Here is an 18,409-nt window from a genome sequence, read left to right as displayed (position 1 = left end):
AATAGCCAAAATCATGCGAGGATGTCTTGATTTCAGGCTTATTGAACAGTAGTATCCGCACCTCTTTTTTGTGAGGTGGTGAAGATGAGCAGATTTGAGTGCCTTGAGAGAATTGTCGAAGAATACCGCAAGAAGGTTCGTGACTCAGAATTTAATAAGCAGAACGACAGTGAAGTTGCGAAAGTCCTGGTTTTACTTGTAGGGAACTCAATGTTCAACCTGGCAGATGAATTTGCAGAGTGGGTTAATCGCGGTGGTGATCGTAGCTATGGCGGTAAGTTTTTTGTGTCGAAGCAACTGATGACTTTGCTTGAGCCAGTGACTTTTCGGGGTGTGACTGTTCGTCGTGACTCCATTAAGCTGTTTCGCATTGGTTGATACCAGACTCGCATACAGACACTCAATGATTGGCATGCCGGTCATGACGGAAAAAGGATGCTTCGGCATCCTTTTTTTGTCCTTGTTGCGAACCAGAATCTGGCTGGATCTCCGGTCTGAAATATGGTCTGATACCGGCCAGTTGTAATCATAAGTAAGTACGAAGAGATGTCACCCATGGATGCAGAATTTTGGCATAACCGCTGGGCCGAGAACCGGATCGGTTTTCACCTGAATGAGACCAACCCAGTATTACCTTTGTATTGGTCACGTCTTGAACTGAATCGTGAAGATACCGTATTCGTCCCCATGTGCGGGAAGTCTCTGGATTTGAGCTGGTTGGCTGAAAAACACAATCAGGTGATTGGCGTTGAACTGAGTGAAATTGCAGTCCGGGCCTATTTTTCTGAGCATCTGTATCTGCCTACGGTGACGACGCTTGGAAATGGTCACACGCTGTATGAATTTGATGAAGTCAGCATATATTGCGGTGATTATTTTACAGCGCCTGTCGCGCCCGTTGATGCGGTCTATGATCGTGCTGCGCTGATTGCGATGCCTGAGGAAATGCGACAGTCCTACGTTCAGCGATTATTGTCTGTGGTGAAACCGGGCGGAAAGATCATGTTGGTGACGCTGGATTATGTTCAGGAAGAGATGGCTGGCCCGCCGTTTAGTGTTACGGCTGATGCTGTGAAGTCGCTGTTTCATGGCTGTGAGGTCGCACACCTTGGTCGACAGGAGGCGGATGAATCGCATCCACGTATCCAGCAGGGACTCAGCCGTTTCGCGGAAGAAGTCTGGCTGATTCAGACGCCGGCCTGAAGCAAAACATGTATTGACTGAGATAAACGCTCTTCGATTGGATATCTCGTCACCAAATACAAAAGCAGTGCCTGGCGGGCGCTGCTTTTGCGTATTTTGCGTATCACAAAGTGGAAATAGCTACAGACGGTTGACGTCAGTCTGCGGGAAGAAATCAGCCCAAATGATCCAGTAGGCACCGGCTTTCACGGTTTCAACACGCGCTAATTTACCGAATTCGGTTTCCCCAAAGAAATTAATATCCTGAATGTCTTTTCCGGTGTGATTGTAGAAAATTCCCAGACTTTCATAGGTTTCATCAAAGTGAAGGACAATGTTCTGTTCACCAATCGCGACATTGATCGGATTTGGCTGCATACGGACAAAACGCTCCGTATAAGCGACATAGTCCTCGCCGATATTCAGCCCCCATACTTTTTCTTTACTTGGCAGACGCATGTCTTTGTATTCAACGGTCGGGAAAGTCGGTTCGTCGTAATACGCCTGATAGGAAATGGCCAGCTTGAAAATGGACTCCATGATTGGGTCATAAACTGCAAGGAACGGGTTTTCCCAGAACGTCGGGCGCATATCAGCCACCAGATAGTCGTTCACAAAGACTTCACCATCCGGATAAGCTTCAGCAAACCGCTCAAAAGGCATACGGAATGTCGGCCATTCTTTCATCTTTGACGGGAGGCCATGATTACGGTCAGCTTCATGCTGTCCCCAAAGTTGTTGAACGGGCTCTCCTGAGTGACGATCCCACATGACCAGGTTATTCCGAAGCTGATTGGCTGGTGCTAAATCAAGTGGTTTTCCGTTAATTTCCGGAATGTACGCCATGCCGAGATTGGTGAGTCCGCAGTAGGTCATGACGACGTTGTCCTGACCTTCCGTCACGGGCTTACCGGCAACGTGTGGGCGTAGCAGCTGTTTGTCTGAGTGCGCTCTGGCTTTGCCGTGAATCTCCATCACAATGACACTCTCATGAGGACGCAGGTATTTTTTCGCCGCTTCAACAGAAACAAAGTGACCGTTGTGCATGCGATCACGCATCATGAGATGTGGATTCATCATGCCGCTGAAGAAGCTAAACGCAAAGATCAGACCAAGTGTGATAAACGTCTTGTTCCCGATAATGTTTCTCTGGATATATTTCAGGCCGATCATGACACCAAAAGCGAGTAAGGCGATGATGGCAATCCCATGCCGGTTGTACCAAACCCACATGGTGGTTTCGCGATCAGACTGAACGAACCACTGGCTGATATCTGCCAGATCTTTGAACAATAATGCGCCGATGTATTGGGCGATGATCATGCAAAGCCAAAAGATCTTTTTTGCATGTTTTTCTAAGAATGTTTTCATCATTTACCTCTTTCAATGGCTGGCCTGTTGTTGGTCTGAAAGCAGTGTAAAGGTGGCGTTTGAGATGAAAAACCGTGACTGGCAGGACAAATTGTGCCACTGAATGGCACAATCTTCAGGGTGAGGCAGGGCTTGAGTTACTTGTGCGCAGGCGGCAACGATGGGGCAGTGACTTGATCCTCCAGCGCCTTGATTCTGCCAGGTAATTTCTCCCGAATGTGATCAATCAGTACTTTGACTTTGTTGGGAACAAAGCGGCGGGAGTGGTAGATACCATAGATGGTTTGCCGGAAGACAAACTGGCCGTGAAATAACCGAATCAGATTGCCTTCCTGAACTGCTGTTGCTGTCATGGCAACAGGCATACAGCCAATGCCTTGGGCGTTTAACGTCAAGCCACGAACGACGTAGGGTGAGTTGGCGGCATACTTGGGTGATGAGGGTAAACGGATGACGTTCGCATTCCAGGCAATCATCTGTGATGACAGTTCATGCACAATGAGATCATGTTCTGTCAGTTCATGTGGGCTGTCGGGAGTGCCATGACGCGCAAGATAATCCGGGTGAGCAAATAAGTCGTAGCTGGCTTCAGCAATCGGACGAGCGATAAAGGATGAATCGGGTTGTGTGCCAATATCGAGTAGTAAATCAAAGCGCTTGTCAGCCATCAGAGAGAGCGGCTGGCAGGTCGTGTTGAAAGTGACAGAGAGATTCGGGTGCTGATGACAAAATGCTGAAACCTGAGCAATGTTCAACTCGACAAGATAGTCTGGCGCGTAGATGGTGAGCTTCCCGATTTCCTCCTGAGACTGTATGAGTTCCTGCTGTGTGGACTCGACTTGATCAAGAATAGAAAGGCACTTTTGATAGAAAATCTCGCCAACTTCCGTCAGCACTAATTTTCGGGTTGTTCGCTCCAGTAGCCGGCTACACAGACTTTGTTCCAGATGTCGGATTCTTCGGCTGAATGTAGACTTCGGCATGTCGGCGAGTTCGGCAGCACGGGTAAAGCTGCCGGTCTGGACAACTTTTACGAATAACTCCATATCTTCAAGACGCATATACTTTTTCTGACATTGCAGGATAACGGGTTAGTGTAATGGGTTTGAAGGAGAGGCCAAACACAAATCAATCGCTATTGCGGGCTTTGCATGTGCAGGCGACGAAGCGGTTCTGTCCTGAGAATGCGATGGTTGATGGTTGATGGTTGATGGAAAAATGGAACCTGTATTGTTTGCCAGACATCATTGTCATTCTATTTATCCCGTCTATAGTCTCTGTAAAAAGACGGAGGTGAGCGATGAAAGCAAGAAACCCGATTGACAGTTTTCAGAGTCAGCAAACACTGGATGTTGATGGAAAGCGCTATCAGTATTTCAATCTGGCGGCGTTGAATCCTCTTGGAGATGTTGATCGCTTACCTTATTCACTCAAAGTACTGTTGGAGAACCTGCTCCGGTTTGAGGATGGTGACACTGTCACGAGGAGTGATATTGAAGCGATGATTGCATGGCTTCAAAAACGAACGTCTGATCGGGAAATTCAGTATCGTCCAGCACGGGTGCTGATGCAGGATTTTACGGGTGTGCCTGCTGTGGTGGATCTGGCTGCGATGCGGGATGCCATCGCTAAAGCTGGCAAAGATCCAGACCGTATTCATCCGCAGTCTGCTGTAGATTTAGTGATCGACCACTCGGTGATGGTTGATCACTATGCTTCTGAGCAAGCTTTTGAACAGAATGTCGCCCTGGAAATGCAGCGAAATCATGAGCGTTATCAGTTTCTTCGCTGGGGACAGCAGGCGTTTTCTAACTTCCGTGTTGTGCCTCCCGGAACGGGGATCTGTCATCAGGTCAATCTGGAATATCTGGGCCAGACGGTCTGGCAGGATGACGGCTATCTGTTTCCGGATACGTTGGTCGGAACGGATTCACACACCACGATGATCAACGGTCTTGGCGTGCTGGGCTGGGGCGTGGGTGGCATTGAAGCCGAAGCGGCGATGCTGGGGCAGCCCATTTCAATGCTGATCCCGGAAGTCATTGGCTTTCGGCTCAGCGGTCAGCTCAAGCCGGGTGTGACGGCGACAGATTTAGTGCTAACCGTCACTGATATGCTGCGTAAAAAAGGCGTCGTCGGTAAGTTTGTTGAATTCTACGGACCGGGCCTTGATGGTTTGCCGCTGGCTGATCGTGCGACAATTGCGAACATGGCTCCGGAATATGGTGCAACCTGCGGCTTTTTCCCGGTCGATCAGGAAACGCTCAACTATCTGCGCCTGTCTGGCCGTGAGGATCATTTGATCAACCGGGTAGAAGCGTACGCCAAAGCGAATGGATTGTGGCGTGATTCCAATCATCCGGAGCCACTTTATACCGAGACACTTCAGTTAGATTTGGCCGATGTGGTTTCCAGTCTGGCTGGCCCGAAACGCCCGCAGGATCGTGTCCCCTTGCCTGCAATGGCATCGGCGATGACAGATCTGCTGTCGCTGAATGGCTTACAGTCTGATCTGACTGTGCCGGTGAATACGGAGCGGGGCGCTTTTTCTCTGAAGCATGGCGATGTGGTGATCGCCGCAATTACCTCGTGCACCAATACCTCCAACCCCAGCGTGATGCTGGCGGCTGGTTTGCTGGCTAAAAAGGCGGTTGAAAAAGGTCTGACACGCAAACCCTGGGTCAAGAGTTCACTGGCTCCCGGCTCGAAAGTGGTGACACGGTATCTGGCCGCATCCGGTTTGCAGTCTTCCTTAGATGAACTGGGATTTCAGCTGGTGGGCTATGGTTGCACAACCTGTATCGGCAACTCTGGCCCCTTGATGGCCCCGATTGAAGCTGCCATTCAGGAGAACCAGCTGACGGTTGCCTCGGTGCTGTCTGGCAACCGGAACTTTGAAGGTCGGGTACATCCTCTGGTGAAAGCGAACTGGCTGGCTTCACCACCCTTGGTCGTTGCTTTTGCGCTGGCAGGGACGGCGTGTATTGATCTGACTCAGACGCCGTTAGGCGAAGATCAGAACGGCAAGCCGGTGTTCCTGCGAGATCTCTGGCCAACGGCAGAAGAGTTAAGCACTGTCATGGCAGCCGTAACGAATAACCTGTTCCGCCAGGAGTATGCTGATATTTTCTCTGGGGATGCACACTGGCAGCAGATCCCTGTGGATTCAGGGCAAACCTATCCATGGCAGCCAGATTCAACTTATGTGCGATTGCCGCCGTTCTTTGAAGCGATCAGCGAGCCATTACAGCCACTGAAAGACCTCCACAAGGCCGCGATTTTGGCTGTATTTGGCGATTCGATCACGACGGATCACATCTCACCAGCCGGAAATATTCAACCCGACAGCCCTGCGGGCAAGTACCTGCAGGCACAGGGAATTCGTCCTGCCGACTTTAATTCTTACGGCTCCCGGCGCGGTAATCATGAAGTCATGATGCGTGGTACCTTTGCCAACATTCGTATCAAAAATCGGATGTTAGGTGGTCAGGAAGGTGGGAATACCCGATATCAGCCAACCGGTGAAACCATGTCGATTTATGATGCTGCGATGAAATATCAGGCGCAGGATGTGCCACTAGTGGTTTTTGCCGGGAAAGAATATGGTACAGGTTCCAGCCGGGACTGGGCAGCCAAAGGCACCAGTTTGCTGGGTGTGAAAGCTGTGCTGGCCGAAAGTTTCGAACGGATTCATCGTTCGAATCTGGTGGGCATGGGCGTGATTCCTGTCGAGTTACCGGATGGTTTACTCGATGCGCTGAATCTGACGGGGCAGGAGCGGGTCAATCTGAAAGGAATTGATGCGTTATCGCCCGGGGCATCGCTTGCGCTTGAAATCGTAAATACACAGGGAGAAATTCAAAGTTATCCGGTTCGCGCCCGAGTGGACACGCAGACAGAAATGGCTTACCTGAAAGCGGGCGGTATTCTTCATTATGTTTTAAGAAAGATGCTCGAAGCGGATTGATTGACGATGCTGGATGATGAGGAATTGACAGCTCTATGTCAATTAATTGTCATATGTGCGGCGATAGGTTCGAATTGTTGAGAAATTGCAGATAAAGTAGAACAAAGCATTCAAAAAGCTCTGAGAATCAGAGTGTATTTCAAGGTAAACGGGCAGTAACATGAAGAAGTCTTTGATTGGTTTGTTATTGTGCGGACTGTCTGCGTCCGCTGTTGCATCACAATCTGCGGGTATTTTTCTGGGCTCACCCATGAGTGGTGTTCAGTTGAAGCAGAATGATCTGCGTTTCTCTTTGGGGGTAGACGATTTTGGTGTGGCTGTTGATAAAACCTTTAACCTGGGGGCGTTGACCCAAAACCCGCAGCTCAATAACGGGTACACTTTTGTTGGGGCGCAGTTTGTGGATGATCATTGGGACAAGTTTGGTGTGCGTTCTGGTGTGGGTCTGGAAATCCCGGTGAATCAGTTTGAATTGTATGGTGAAGTTGGACCGACACTTTATATGGTCGAAGACGTGAATGTGGAACTGGAAGCTGCAATGGGCGTGAGAGTTCGTTTCTGATTTTCAGCACTATCTCTATTCATTCATCCATATCATCGTGAATCAAAAGCTGGCGTGAAAGCCAGCTTTTTTGATCCGTTCAGGAAGCTTCCCGAATGGTTGCGGACTGCAGCATCGGTTTTCGTCTTTCCCACTGCGTGACGAAGGCAACCGAGGCAATAATAATCGTTGCACCCAACCAGAGACGGCCTGGTGGCACCCACCCAAAGACCATAAATCCGGCCAGCACGTTGAGTGGCAGTTTGGCATGATCAAATGGCTGGACGAATGAGGCGTCAGCGACGGCGTAAGCTTTGGCAATCGCCCAGTTTGCCAGTGCAGTGAAGACACCAGCGCCCAGCAGAAGCAACCAGGTTTTCTGGCCTTCTGGCATGGTGAAATCTTGCACTGCAAGAAACAGGTTAAATGGCGTGATCAGCACCAGCAGGTAGACCACCATGGTACTTGGAGAGTCATGGTGAGACATTTTCTTCACCATTAATGAATAGCTGGCCCAGAAAAATGCCGCACCGACAGGCAATAATGATGCCCAGTTAAAATTGTCCGACCATGGCTCCAAAATGATCATTGCCCCACAGAAACCTGCCAGCGTCGCAACCCAGCGGACAAAGCCGACTTTTTCTTTCAGCAGTAAACCAGAACCTACGGTAGCAAAGAGGGGGGAGGTCATGAGAAGCGCAATGCCTTGCCAGATGGGCACCGGATAGGCGAGCGCCCAGAGCCACAACTGAATCCCAATCACCGAGAGAAAAACCCGGAAGCAGTGCATGCCAAAATGTTGGGTTTTCAGCGACTGACGCAGCCCGATACTGTAAAGCCAGGGCAACATGACAATCAGCGCAATAAAGTATTGAATCAGACCGACCGTTGTTGAAGGCAAATGAAAAACTACACTCAGGTACTGAGCCATACTGTTGACTACAGCAAAGGCTGAGCCTGCGGTTAACATCCAGCAGGCTCCCTGAATTGGATTGTGTCGATGCGTCATAGGTGTTGTTCAAGTCAAAAATAATCTGGAATCATACTCTGATGACTGCATAGCGCCAAATATTTATTCATAAAAAAAGCCGACAAAACAAGCTGCTTTGCCGGCGACAAGGAAGTTGTGCGGGGGAGATTCATGCTGAATCAGCTTCAGTCTGTTTCCCTGATTTTGCCAGGTCAGATTGCTTTGCCAGGTCAGATTGCTGCGTAAGACAGTTGGATATCGGGTAGAAAGCTTTCCAGTGTGTTTTGTGTGTCAGCCAGCAGACTGACTAAAGATGTTTTTTGTTCGACCAGTGCAGCTTCAGCGATGTCTGATAGTGGATAGTTCGCCATATTCATATGGATCATCGCCACCTGTAACGGTGGAAGACTTGGATTAAATGCGGCGTTTTCGGCATACATCCCGGTGAAAACCCGGCCATCTTTCGCTTTCAGCGCCACACCAGCAAAGTTTTTACTATACGGTGCGTGAGACTTATCTGCGGCCTGACAAGCGGCCTGAAGCAGGGCATCGTCGGAGTCCAGACTTAAGCCGTTGGAACGGTCAGACAGCAGCAAATCGGTGATGCCTAAATCTGTAGGGCCGAATGATTCCGGTAAGTAAGTCTGCAATGCTTTCGGGGCGCGCTCAGGCAACTGAACCATAAGGCTTTGGGCTGTGCTCAGCTCATTCATAAACTGGCGGCAATGGCCACAAGGCGAGTAATTCACCGTGATATCGACAATCCCGGTTTCGCCTTTCAACCATGCATGGCTGATAGCAGATTGTTCAGCATGGACGGTCTGGGACATCGACGTCCCTTCAAACTCCATGTTTGCGCCAAAGTAAAGCCGACCGGAGTTGCCGCGTGCAATTGCGCCGACATAGAAATTCGACAGGCTGGCAATGGAATAAGCAGCGGCAACTTTCAGCAGTTGAATGCGCAGGTCTGCATCTGACAGCTGAGTGACGGCCATCAGGTGTTCAAATTCTTCTTTGCTCAGAGTGGCGTCAAAGCCTGGAGCAGTCATAACAGGCTTCAGTGCCTGTGACAGTTCTAGCGGGAGTTGGCCTAAAGCATCCATAACGTCAGCGCGCATAGTGATTTCTCCTATGTGAATTCACTAAAGCATTCTAGAGGAGCTAAGAATAATTATTGTGACCTAAATCACCTTTGATCTGTGTTCATTTCATTCTTATTGCATTTTAGTGAGTGCTATCACAGGTTTTATGAGAAATATGTCTGAATTTCAATGCACTGTAGAGTGCATAAGTGTGCACCTCTGTGATGAGAGAGAATGCACACGATTACAGAACGATTTGGGTTGGAAATCAGTAGGGTCTATTGAAAAACAGATAACAGCAACGGATAGATGACCGGGGCGAGTACTGCTGTAATCACACCACATAGCACCAGCGCAAGCGAACTGAAGGCACCATCTTTGTAGTTTTCCTCGGCAGCTTTGGCCGTACCCAATGCATGTGCCACGGTACCCATGCTCAACCCTTTTGCCATCGGATGCGTAATCCCGAACAGCTTGAACAGCGGATAACCCAAGACTGCACCAAAAACACCAGCAATCAGCACCATGACAGCCGCCAGTGAAGGAACACCGCCAATCTGTTCAGCCACCGCCATCGCAATTGGTGTGGTCACCGATTTTGGCAGAATACTGGCGGCGAGCTGTAAATCTGCGCCCAGTGCCAGTGCAATCGCCGTTCCGGTTAGCATAGACAGAATACTGCCGCATACACATGCCGTGACAATGACTTTCCAGCGGCTGCGAATTTGAGGCAGCTGCTCATAAAGTGGAAATGCCAGCGCGACCACAGCAGGTTCCAGCAGATAATGGATCCAGCGGTTGTCTGCAAAATAGGTTTCGTAGGGCACGTTGAGGACGATCAGTAGCGGAATAATCACCACCAGACAGATCAACAGCGGGTTGAGCACAGGATGTTGAAATCGCTTAGACAGCAAACGGGCCAGCCAGAAAACAATCAGGGTCAAGAATAGCCACATCAGTCTGACTCCTTACGCTGTACATACCAGCCCACAAACAACAGAACAATCAGACTACTGCCGAGGGTGCTGAGCAGAACAGGCAGGGCGTTGGCCTGAAGCAGATCCAGATAATTCATCAGTCCGACTCCGACCGGGACGAACAGAATTGCCATATGGCGGATAAACAGGTGGCAACCGGGTTTTGCCCAGTTTGGCGGAAGCAATCCAACGGAAAGCGCGGTAAAAAGAAACAACATGCCAAGAATGCTGCCCGGAATGGGGATCTGCGTCAGAGATTGGAATCCTTTCCCGACCATCAAAAAAATGGCAATGATTGCAAATGAACGCAAGTAGCTCATATACATAAGGATGAAGGTGAATGGTGTCGCAATCATACAAAAAAGGTGAGATCTAAACCACACTTCTTTGAAGTCTGCACTTGATCCAACACAACAGACTTACATGTTCGACACGATCACCAGTGCAACACCAGCCGCCGCCAGCAAAATGACAGATAATTTATGCATCAGGCTGTGTTTGACAATATGCTCTGTTGCCGAGACCCGTGGGCGGCTTGATTTCACTGCGGCTTTGGGGGGATGCCGAGGGGGCTTGGGGGGCAGCGCACTCGGTTGCTGAAAACGGTGAATATGGCGGCAAGTTTCTTTGGGGAGCGGTACCCGAAAGCCATAATGAGGCAGAACTTCAACCGGAATCGCCATCATGCCGTTCACCGTGAGTTTACGTCGGAGTGAATTAAACACGGAGGCCAAATCGATCTGCTGTACCTGCGAGAGTGAATCCTGAGGCAAGAAGGTTTTATCTGACAGCACTTTATGGCTGATCACTTCCCCTGCAAAATAGCACAAGGTTTCCAGCAGGCGTGTTTCGTGCAGGGTTAAAGCCGTCTCTGATTTATCCGGCCAGACAAGCAATCGCAGATCGGGTTCGAAATCGACTCGGTTAAATCGGTAACAGCGGGTGAGGGACTCAGTTGCCATAACAATCTCTTCTGCCAAATTATTGCCTGAACAGACTCCTTAACCTGTCTGGCAATATACACCATGGGAGAACCAGCCGGATTGATCCGTCATACCATTTCTGTGTTCCATGGCAGATAAAACCAACTGCGGGTCATTGACCTTGTTTTAAGTGTTAATGCGCTTCACATGAAGTTCAAACTTCAGAGGGATGAAAAGTGTCTGAAAAAAGAAACCCCAATCGCAGACACAATTGGGGTTTTGAAAATAGCAGGGAAGATCAGATGCTTGGCTGGAATCGTTCCGTCTGACGTTGTGCAGATTCTTTACACCAGGTTGCCTACATAATCGTACACAGCTTTCAGGATTTTCATCTTTCGCTCGTCACTCTGATGTTCCATTGCAACGGCTTCCAGATTTTGCATGTAGGCTGGCAGTTTCGATTCGAAGTAATCCTGACAATGGTATTTCCACTGTTGCTGTTCCTGATGATCCAGCGTTAGCGGGAAGTTGCGTGCCCGGTAACGGAACAGCAGCTGTTTGATCCGTTTGTCGTCAACGTTCAGATCCAGCTTGCCCAATTCTTCCGGCGCGGTTTCACGAATAATGTCCATTGCCGATTTGTCGGCTACCGAGAAGAAACCGTTATAGAGCTGAGTATCGACATTGTCGCTCGGTGCAAATTCTCTGTCCTGACTGAATACCGTCAGCAGTTTTTCTCGGATCTGCGGCTGTGCTTTCAGCGCTTTCAGGTGAACCAGACATTGTTCCCGGTCGATCCCCAGGCGATCTGCATCATCAGCGGTCAGCGTTTTCGCTGGGGCCAGCACTGGACATTTGTTGATATGCACCAGTTTCAGTGGCACCGGCAGCTCATCCGGACCTAAATCAGCACGCTTAGTGTAGAGACGCTCGCGCAGGCTGTCGGCATCCAGCTCAAACAGCGGCGTCGGATCCATCGCCAGATTCACACAAATCACGGCATTCTTGTTATCCGGATGCCAGGCCATTGGCACAATCCAACTGGTGTTTCCGCACTCAGAACCGAACATGCCTGAAATATGAACCAGCGGTGTCATCTCTGCGATATCAATCAGTTCCTGTAACTTACGTTTATGGCGCAGGTTGAACAGATAACTGAACAGCTTTGGCTGACTGTTTTTCACTTTCTTAGCCAGCTCAATGGTCGCATAGACATCTGCCATCGCATCGTGCGCATTACTGTGCTCAATACCGTTTGCGACAGACAGATCTTCCAGCCTGAAACTCGGGAAGCCGTCTTCATTGGTCGGCCAGTTCAGACCGTCCGGACGCAACGCATAGCAGGTGCGCATGATATCCAGCATATCCCAGCGCGAGTTCCCGCTCTGCCAGCTCCAGGCATAGGGATCGTAAAAATTGCGGTAGAGGGTATAGCGCGTCACTTCGTCATCAAACCGCACATTGTTATAGCCGATCACACAAGTATTTGGTTTCGATAACTCCGCATGGATACGGGCAATGAATTCGTGCTCCGGCAGACCTTTTTCCATCGCCTCTTGCGGCGTGATACCGGTAATCAGACAGGCTTCCGGAGAAGGCAGGTAATCGCTGGGCGGCTGGCAGTAAATGACCAGCGGCTCACCAATCACATTCAAATCCATGTCGGTTCTCACCCCGGCAAACTGGCAAGGCCGGTCTAGCGATGGGTTGGCACCGAACGTTTCGTAGTCCAGCCAGAACAGGGTTGGTTGGTTGTTGTTATGACTCATTCTTACCTTTAATGGCATTCAGGTGTTTTCTGTTGTCATGATACCAAAGAATCGTGCCGGAGGTGTGGAGGATTTTGGGGGTATGGAGGGTGTTGTTATGCTTGAGATATGCTGGTTCATTAAGTTGATTACATAGGACAGATAGTTGAAATTACTTATATTTCAATGTTCAAATACTTAGTTTTTATCTGGTTGTGAATATTATTAAAACTCCGTGTAAACTAAAGTGAATTAAATTTATTTAAAAATACTCCGACCGGTTGAGGTTCATTTAGGGATAAAATGCTAATATTTTTATTTGATTTGGTTCGGTCATTAATTATTGCTCATTAAATCCCCTTCCTTATTATGCATTTTATTTCATTAATTTGGTTGATTATTCTGATGTGGTTGATGATATGAATGAGTTCAAATTAACATATGTAGTTATTTTCATTGTTTTCTTGGCCGGGTGTTCTTCGAATGTAACAGATGATCGTTCACCTGATGAGGTTACAATTAGTACAGTTAGTACATCTGGTGGATATGTTGGTGGTTCTATCCATAGTACAGCAACAAGTAGAATTGACTATAGAACCCCAAGTGTTGTGTTAATAAATACATTTTTTGCAACAGATAGAAATCATTATATGGATTATCGTGGTAAAAATTCTTATGGGGAAAGCCGAAGTGAAATATCATATGGGATGACTAAGGTTAGCATTCCAATGCTTCATCATAAAAAGGGAGTAGTGGAGTCGCCATCTTTATGGCGTTTTGAATTCAGAGAAAATCCTGATAGGCATGTTGTTTTACTGGATGTGGTTCAATTGAAAAATGATTCATTCTTTAATAAAATAAATGACCACTTAAAGGAGGGGAGAAGAAGTGCTTTTATTTTTGTTCATGGATTTAATGTAACTTTTGAAGATGCAGCTCGTAGAACGGCACAAATGACATACGATTTGAAATTTAAAGGAATACCGATATTTTATAGTTGGCCGTCAAGTGGCTCGATGTTGAAATACCCTTCTGATGAAGGGAATGTGGAGTGGTCAAAGAACAACATAAAATATTTTTTAAGAGATTTTTTAAAAAAAACGCAGGCAGAAAATGTATACCTTTTAGCCCATAGTATGGGTAATAGAGCATTAATTGATGCCTATATAGATGTTGAAAATGAATACCCTAATTTGGGGAGAAAAATAAAGGAAGTTATTCTTGCTGCTCCAGATATTGATGCGGAAGTTTTTAAAAATGATATCGTTCCAGCATTAGCTGGTATTGGAAAGCCAGTTACTCTGTATGCCTCTTCTGAAGATATACCATTGAAACTATCTAAAGAATTTCATGGAGGATATCCAAGAGCTGGAGATTCTGGCAATAGTATCATCATAGCCCCTGGTATAGAAACGGTTGATGTAACAGGTGTTACCTCTGGTTTTTGGGGACATTCATATTTGACTGAAGAAAAAACAATATTAACAGATTTATTTTATATTATTAATCATGATATAAGAGCTAATGAAAGAGCTAGTCTGAATCCGATTAATACTAGAAGAGGAATGTATTGGAAATTAATTAGGTGATTTTTATCATTCTTAACTAATAGGTGTGAAACATGAGATTTTTATTTGTTTTTTGTCTTGTGGCTATTTCATTGGGTGCCTGTTCAAGTAATAAAGGAGACACAATTTCGACAGTTCAAAATTCTGGTGGTTATGTAGGCGGTTCATATCTAGTACAGCGGAATCTTCAATGAGGAGTTCACTTGATATGCCTTTAGCATTAGATCCTAGTGTTTTTTCTGATGTCTTTGGAAATGTATCAAGTGTGAAACCTTCAGTTGAGCAACTTAATGAACTTGAAGGGATTGCTCAATCAAAAAACCAGTCAATTTTGTCAACTGTAGAAAAGTGCAGAAACGCTGGTGATAAATGCGTTCTTGAGAAAGAAGGCAATGAATAAATCATCTGTTGCATATCTTGGTGTCATATCGTTTTTCCTTTTGTCATGTGGCTCTGATCCTCTTGAAGAGCAGAGAGAAAGAGTCGAGGCTGATATTTGTGACTTTGAGCGATCTCGACCGAATACTGTAATAAGTTATGTTGATAATAGGCGTGGTATTGTTATGGGAGAAATAATTAACAGGGCTGAAGTGAAATATGAAAGGATTGCATCAGCAATGGCTGCGACTAAGAGAGATGTAATTAGAAAACGAAGTGAAGGGTGGGGGTATTGTTGCGGATGGATAAATCCAATGTATTATTGGTGCGGTTATCAATATTGTCAGCGGATAGAAGAGTATAGTTTAAAAAAGGCATTTGGATTAGGAAGAGCTCCTACTTTAGAGCAAGCTGAAGAGATGGCTATAGAAAATTGTGAATCTGCTGCTGAACAACTGGCGGAAGAGATTGGAACAAGTAGTCAAAGATCTGCCTTTGACTGTTATGTAAAGACAAGAGCTTTTTGTTATTAGATATTTGTACATCATTAAACATGTTTGCATTTTGCAATATAAATTGATTTTTTATTAATTGTCACCTCTAAACCACCGCCTATGGTGGTGATTGTTCTTTTGGGCTATTACCCGTAGAAATGCCCATGTTAGAAGTAGTCCTCTTATTCACCACAAGTAAGTGGACAATGGGCGATTATCGCAGTTCATCACATGTACATTGGCGTGAGGGTGTTCATAGTTCTGTGTCAGCGTTTTTGTGGATTCTCTTTATCTCTCAGTAGATACTGAACGGTGAGATTCCCAAATTGCTTGAGGAGAAAACCGTGCCCATCAAGGATGAACAGGGTAAACAAGGAAACTGGAGTCAGTTTTATGCGAAAACCATTGCAAGGGAACATGCTTTCGCAACAGAACTGGCGGTAAAGTGCAATGAATCGGGGTTGAAGGTTGCGGTTGATTGTGGCTGTGGGACAGGAAGTGATATTGCTTTTCTTGCAGAACAGGGGTATCAGGTGCATGGCTTCGATATCAACGATGAGTCTGTTGCAATCTGCCATGCACGTTTCGAGCAAACGCCACAGGTCAGTGTTTCACAGTCAACTTTTGAGCAGTTTATCTACCCGGAGACTGGTTTGATGATTGCGCATGCCAGTTTGTTCTTTGCCGACCCGATACGGTTCAAAGAGACCTGGAATGTCATGACATCAAGTTTAGTGACAGGCGGTGTGTTTTCGGGGGATTTCATGGGAACCGATGACAGCTGGGCCTCAGGATTTCACTGTGCGACAGCGCCACTGAGTAAACAACAAATACTTCATTTATTCGAGGGATTTGAAATCATCCAGTTTCAGGAACGCCACGAACCGGGAAGATCTTTAATCGGAAAGGAGAAGTATTGGCATACATTTTCTGTGGTTGCGATTAAACGAGAGTAACTCGGTTGTCATGGTGATGTTTAACGATAATCGCAGCGACGTCCTTAAGCTGTTTCAAGGTTGTTCAGGTGACGCTCAGGGGACAGATCACAGTGTCACTTCAATTCACCGTCTATAGCGAAAATATCTGAGTGATTATTCGATATTTGGTTTATTTAGTTGGAATGCATCACGAAAAAATAGATTTATTATTTTAAGATCTTGGTTTTGCGGGTATTTTTGAACTAAGTGGATATTGTTGCATATTATGACCTCTGCTATTTTTCCTGCCTGTTTTTCCAGTCGGGAATTGAAGATGTCGCTATTCGAGAAAGAATGCAGATATTATCCAAAAGCGGGTTATACATCGTTGGCAGACAAGGTTGAGGTCTGTTCTCCGGTTGAGAAGGTGAAAGAGACGGTCGAGCCGAAGCCTGCATTTGAGTATATTTTTGAAGTCGCTTGTTCTGAAGAAACATTCTGAAAACGAATTGGGGGTGTTTTTTGGCTTGGTCGAACGAAGCAGGAAAAAGCGCTTGAAAATTGGGTGCAGCAAGCGCCAGATGAAAAGACTATCCGTTTTACTGTGCCGGTTCGGGTGCAAGAACCCAAGACTTTGTATCATGGGTTCATGTTTGGTTCATCGACATTGAAAACCGTTCAAAATGTAGAAATACATCCGAATGGGACGGGGATTGTACAGGAAACCTTCATTCCACTGATTCCAACGATTCAGGTCGGTCAACGACTGGGATTACCAACCCGGGGTTATTTCTATGTGTTTCAGTCTGCCCGGCTGATGCAGGAATATCGCATTCTGGGTGACAGAAAATGGGCTTTTCGGGCAACGTTTGCAACTCATGAGTCGCTCGCTGATCAAGCACTGCACGGCAGGGCTCGTTCTGCTTTGCTTGTTCATTGGAAAGTTGCCGGACAAGACGTTCAGGATCAGCACATTCTTTATCTGGAAGAAAGAATGACAGCTCAGCAGTTGAAAAAGTTGACAACCGCCTGGCTGGATGAATATGGCTACCGGGTGAACGTCAATGAATTACTGGATGCACTGAACCAGCCAGTCGCCGTGCGTGAGCCTGATGAGCAAGCGGAGGAGTGTGCGGCAGAGAAAAAGCCGGTTTCACATAAAGTTCAATTCGACGCGACCGGGGTCAAGCGGCAAAGCTGGGTGGAGATAGCAGAACAGTATGATCTCACGCCCAAAGCCTTGTTAAAGCTGAATCCGCAATTTGATGAAAATCCGTTGGCTCTGGCCGTTGGAGACACACTTAACGTTGTACCACCTGCAGCAATTGCGCGGCAGAAGCCTGTCTATGGGCTGCCACCGATTTCACCTGAACGCTGTAATCGACCTGAAAATGTGCATTATCTGTATACAGGCGATTACTTACAGGGTGAATCCGGGGTGATACCGATTACGTCACTGGGGTTTATCGCACCGGAATTACCTGTCGTGAATATCCGTCCGGGGGAAGGGAAAGACTGGCTGGAGCTGAATTACTGCTATCAAGACGGTGAGCCTGTCCAAAAAGCGCCGTTCAGAGTGATATTTGCAGATAACTCTGAACTCACGGGCGAGCTTGATGAACGTGGTTTTGCGCGTGTTGAACGCGTGCAGACTGGCGCATATCAGGTGTTTTATGGGGAAGATCAGCGCCCGTGGCAGGCTATTTCGCTGGCATCAACGCCGAATCCGCTGTATCAGCAATTTGATCCTGTGGCTGTCCGTCGCGCGGCAGACTCGGGTGATCTGGCGGCGATTCAGGTCGCTGCTGAGGTGGCAGGGGACGCTGCTGAATGGATCTGGGGTGTCTTGCAGGGGGACTTTAATGAAGATCCGACGAATGCCCAGATTGTCGTCGGAACGATTTTGTCGATGCTACCGATCATTGATCAGATCATGGATGTCAGGGATGTTATTGCCAACCTGATGGTGTTAGCCGACGAAGGAAAATCGGAGGAGGTGAAACAATTCGCATGGATTGCACTTGCCATTACGCTTGTCGGTTTGATTCCGGGTTTAGGCTCAGCATTAAAAGGCACGTTTAAGCTGATCATGAAAAATGCGGATGTTGCCCTGGATGCGATTCTGGCAATATTACGAAAAACAGGGAAAGGCGATCCAAAAGCATTTCTGAAAAATATTCCTTGGGCTGAGATTACAAAAAGCATTCAAACTAAGTGCAAAGAAATCATTCAAAAGTTAATTTCTGGCCTGAAAGTGGTGCAAGATTCCTGGCTCGCTCAGAAAGCTTGAA

18 protein-coding genes are annotated in these 18,409 nt (G+C 47.2%); 10 read left to right on the top strand and 8 right to left on the bottom strand.

Translation table 11 applies throughout. The annotated features are described in order from the left end of the window. The first annotated feature begins 84 nt into the window (after window positions 1-84). Together EA58_RS11450 and EA58_RS11445 are read left to right on the top strand one after the other, a co-directional pair. Window positions 85-378 carry a hypothetical protein gene (locus EA58_RS11450; protein WP_036752712.1) on the top strand — a complete coding sequence of 98 codons (294 nt, stop codon included), beginning with the start codon at window positions 85-87 and terminating at the stop codon, window positions 376-378. A gap of 177 nt (window positions 379-555) precedes the next feature. Continuing rightward, on the top strand, window positions 556-1,203 hold the full coding sequence (locus tag EA58_RS11445) for a thiopurine S-methyltransferase (protein ID WP_036752711.1): 648 nt from the start codon (window positions 556-558) through the stop codon (window positions 1,201-1,203). A gap of 120 nt (window positions 1,204-1,323) precedes the next feature. Here EA58_RS11445 and EA58_RS11440 read toward each other — a convergent pair whose 3' ends face one another. Continuing rightward, window positions 1,324-2,553 carry a DUF3179 domain-containing (seleno)protein gene (locus EA58_RS11440; RefSeq protein ID WP_036752995.1) on the bottom strand — a complete coding sequence of 410 codons (1,230 nt, stop codon included), beginning with the start codon at window positions 2,551-2,553 and terminating at the stop codon, window positions 1,324-1,326. A gap of 137 nt (window positions 2,554-2,690) precedes the next feature. Continuing rightward, the gene (locus EA58_RS11435; protein WP_036752710.1) at window positions 2,691-3,614 is read right to left on the bottom strand and encodes a LysR family transcriptional regulator; all 924 of its coding nucleotides are present in this window, start codon (window positions 3,612-3,614) and stop codon (window positions 2,691-2,693) included. Between the two features lie 239 nt (window positions 3,615-3,853). Between EA58_RS11435 and acnA the strand changes: the two genes are divergently transcribed. Next, window positions 3,854-6,520: an aconitate hydratase AcnA gene (gene acnA, locus EA58_RS11430; protein ID WP_036752709.1), complete on the top strand. Its 2,667-nt coding sequence runs from the start codon at window positions 3,854-3,856 to the stop codon at window positions 6,518-6,520. 160 nt (window positions 6,521-6,680) lie between these two features. Beyond that, the gene (locus EA58_RS11425; RefSeq protein ID WP_036752708.1) at window positions 6,681-7,082 is read left to right on the top strand and encodes a hypothetical protein; all 402 of its coding nucleotides are present in this window, start codon (window positions 6,681-6,683) and stop codon (window positions 7,080-7,082) included. A 79-nt stretch (window positions 7,083-7,161) separates the two neighbouring features. Here the strand turns inward: EA58_RS11425 and EA58_RS11420 are convergent, their stop codons facing one another. The 6 genes from EA58_RS11420 to sbcB form a co-directional block, all read right to left on the bottom strand. After that, a complete protein-coding gene (locus EA58_RS11420; protein ID WP_036752707.1) occupies window positions 7,162-8,070 on the bottom strand; it encodes a DMT family transporter in 909 nt (302 codons plus the stop codon). Window positions 8,071-8,261: 191 nt separating this feature from the next. After that, the gene (gene cdd, locus EA58_RS11415; RefSeq protein ID WP_036752706.1) at window positions 8,262-9,149 is read right to left on the bottom strand and encodes a cytidine deaminase; all 888 of its coding nucleotides are present in this window, start codon (window positions 9,147-9,149) and stop codon (window positions 8,262-8,264) included. A gap of 242 nt (window positions 9,150-9,391) precedes the next feature. Next, window positions 9,392-10,069 carry a CidB/LrgB family autolysis modulator gene (locus EA58_RS11410; protein WP_036752705.1) on the bottom strand — a complete coding sequence of 226 codons (678 nt, stop codon included), beginning with the start codon at window positions 10,067-10,069 and terminating at the stop codon, window positions 9,392-9,394. Further along, on the bottom strand, window positions 10,069-10,416 hold the full coding sequence (locus EA58_RS11405) for a CidA/LrgA family protein (RefSeq protein ID WP_268748946.1): 348 nt from the start codon (window positions 10,414-10,416) through the stop codon (window positions 10,069-10,071). Before EA58_RS11405 ends, EA58_RS11410 begins: the two co-directional genes overlap by 1 nt. Window positions 10,417-10,509: 93 nt before the next feature. After that, window positions 10,510-11,052 carry a hypothetical protein gene (locus EA58_RS20940; protein ID WP_051642052.1) on the bottom strand — a complete coding sequence of 181 codons (543 nt, stop codon included), beginning with the start codon at window positions 11,050-11,052 and terminating at the stop codon, window positions 10,510-10,512. A 305-nt stretch (window positions 11,053-11,357) separates the two neighbouring features. After that, window positions 11,358-12,782 carry an exodeoxyribonuclease I gene (gene sbcB, locus EA58_RS11395; RefSeq protein ID WP_036752704.1) on the bottom strand — a complete coding sequence of 475 codons (1,425 nt, stop codon included), beginning with the start codon at window positions 12,780-12,782 and terminating at the stop codon, window positions 11,358-11,360. A gap of 398 nt (window positions 12,783-13,180) precedes the next feature. Here sbcB and EA58_RS11390 point away from each other — a divergent pair, with 398 nt between their 5' ends. The 6 genes from EA58_RS11390 to EA58_RS20935 all read left to right on the top strand — a co-directional run bounded on the left by EA58_RS11390 (window position 13,181) and on the right by EA58_RS20935 (window position 18,408). Beyond that, window positions 13,181-14,350 carry an alpha/beta hydrolase gene (locus EA58_RS11390; RefSeq protein WP_200872180.1) on the top strand — a complete coding sequence of 390 codons (1,170 nt, stop codon included), beginning with the start codon at window positions 13,181-13,183 and terminating at the stop codon, window positions 14,348-14,350. 187 nt (window positions 14,351-14,537) lie between these two features. Continuing rightward, entirely contained in the window at window positions 14,538-14,729 is a 192-nt protein-coding gene (locus tag EA58_RS11385) for a hypothetical protein (protein ID WP_036752703.1), read from the top strand. Then, the gene (locus EA58_RS11380; RefSeq protein ID WP_036752702.1) at window positions 14,722-15,240 is read left to right on the top strand and encodes a hypothetical protein; all 519 of its coding nucleotides are present in this window, start codon (window positions 14,722-14,724) and stop codon (window positions 15,238-15,240) included. Before EA58_RS11385 ends, EA58_RS11380 begins: the two co-directional genes overlap by 8 nt. 305 nt (window positions 15,241-15,545) lie before the next feature. Continuing rightward, window positions 15,546-16,157: a class I SAM-dependent methyltransferase gene (locus EA58_RS11375; RefSeq protein ID WP_235199602.1), complete on the top strand. Its 612-nt coding sequence runs from the start codon at window positions 15,546-15,548 to the stop codon at window positions 16,155-16,157. A 295-nt stretch (window positions 16,158-16,452) separates the two neighbouring features. Then, a complete protein-coding gene (locus EA58_RS21685; protein WP_161781036.1) occupies window positions 16,453-16,620 on the top strand; it encodes a hypothetical protein in 168 nt (55 codons plus the stop codon). A gap of 63 nt (window positions 16,621-16,683) precedes the next feature. Next, complete coding sequence (locus EA58_RS20935; protein ID WP_051642033.1) at window positions 16,684-18,408, top strand: hypothetical protein; 1,725 nt, start codon at window positions 16,684-16,686, stop codon at window positions 18,406-18,408. Window position 18,409: the final 1 nt, after the last annotated feature.

Origin of the sequence: Photobacterium galatheae, from assembly GCF_000695255.1 — a bacterium.
Classification (GTDB): domain Bacteria; phylum Pseudomonadota; class Gammaproteobacteria; order Enterobacterales; family Vibrionaceae; genus Photobacterium; species Photobacterium galatheae.
Note: the sequence above shows the minus strand (reverse complement) of the source record. Positions and strands in the feature narration are given on the sequence as shown.

Coding starts and splice junctions, on each gene's coding strand:
- EA58_RS11450 (WP_036752712.1), top strand. CDS start 85: ATGAGCAGATTTGAGTGCCTTGAGAGAATTGTCGAAGAATACCGCAAG.
- EA58_RS11445 (WP_036752711.1), top strand. CDS start 556: ATGGATGCAGAATTTTGGCATAACCGCTGGGCCGAGAACCGGATCGGT.
- EA58_RS11440 (WP_036752995.1), bottom strand. CDS start 2,553: ATGAAAACATTCTTAGAAAAACATGCAAAAAAGATCTTTTGGCTTTGC.
- EA58_RS11435 (WP_036752710.1), bottom strand. CDS start 3,614: ATGCGTCTTGAAGATATGGAGTTATTCGTAAAAGTTGTCCAGACCGGC.
- acnA (WP_036752709.1), top strand. CDS start 3,854: ATGAAAGCAAGAAACCCGATTGACAGTTTTCAGAGTCAGCAAACACTG.
- EA58_RS11425 (WP_036752708.1), top strand. CDS start 6,681: ATGAAGAAGTCTTTGATTGGTTTGTTATTGTGCGGACTGTCTGCGTCC.
- EA58_RS11420 (WP_036752707.1), bottom strand. CDS start 8,070: ATGACGCATCGACACAATCCAATTCAGGGAGCCTGCTGGATGTTAACC.
- cdd (WP_036752706.1), bottom strand. CDS start 9,149: ATGCGCGCTGACGTTATGGATGCTTTAGGCCAACTCCCGCTAGAACTG.
- EA58_RS11410 (WP_036752705.1), bottom strand. CDS start 10,069: ATGTGGCTATTCTTGACCCTGATTGTTTTCTGGCTGGCCCGTTTGCTG.
- EA58_RS11405 (WP_268748946.1), bottom strand. CDS start 10,416: ATGTATATGAGCTACTTGCGTTCATTTGCAATCATTGCCATTTTTTTG.
- EA58_RS20940 (WP_051642052.1), bottom strand. CDS start 11,052: ATGGCAACTGAGTCCCTCACCCGCTGTTACCGATTTAACCGAGTCGAT.
- sbcB (WP_036752704.1), bottom strand. CDS start 12,782: ATGAGTCATAACAACAACCAACCAACCCTGTTCTGGCTGGACTACGAA.
- EA58_RS11390 (WP_200872180.1), top strand. CDS start 13,181: ATGAATGAGTTCAAATTAACATATGTAGTTATTTTCATTGTTTTCTTG.
- EA58_RS11385 (WP_036752703.1), top strand. CDS start 14,538: ATGCCTTTAGCATTAGATCCTAGTGTTTTTTCTGATGTCTTTGGAAAT.
- EA58_RS11380 (WP_036752702.1), top strand. CDS start 14,722: ATGAATAAATCATCTGTTGCATATCTTGGTGTCATATCGTTTTTCCTT.
- EA58_RS21685 (WP_161781036.1), top strand. CDS start 16,453: ATGTCGCTATTCGAGAAAGAATGCAGATATTATCCAAAAGCGGGTTAT.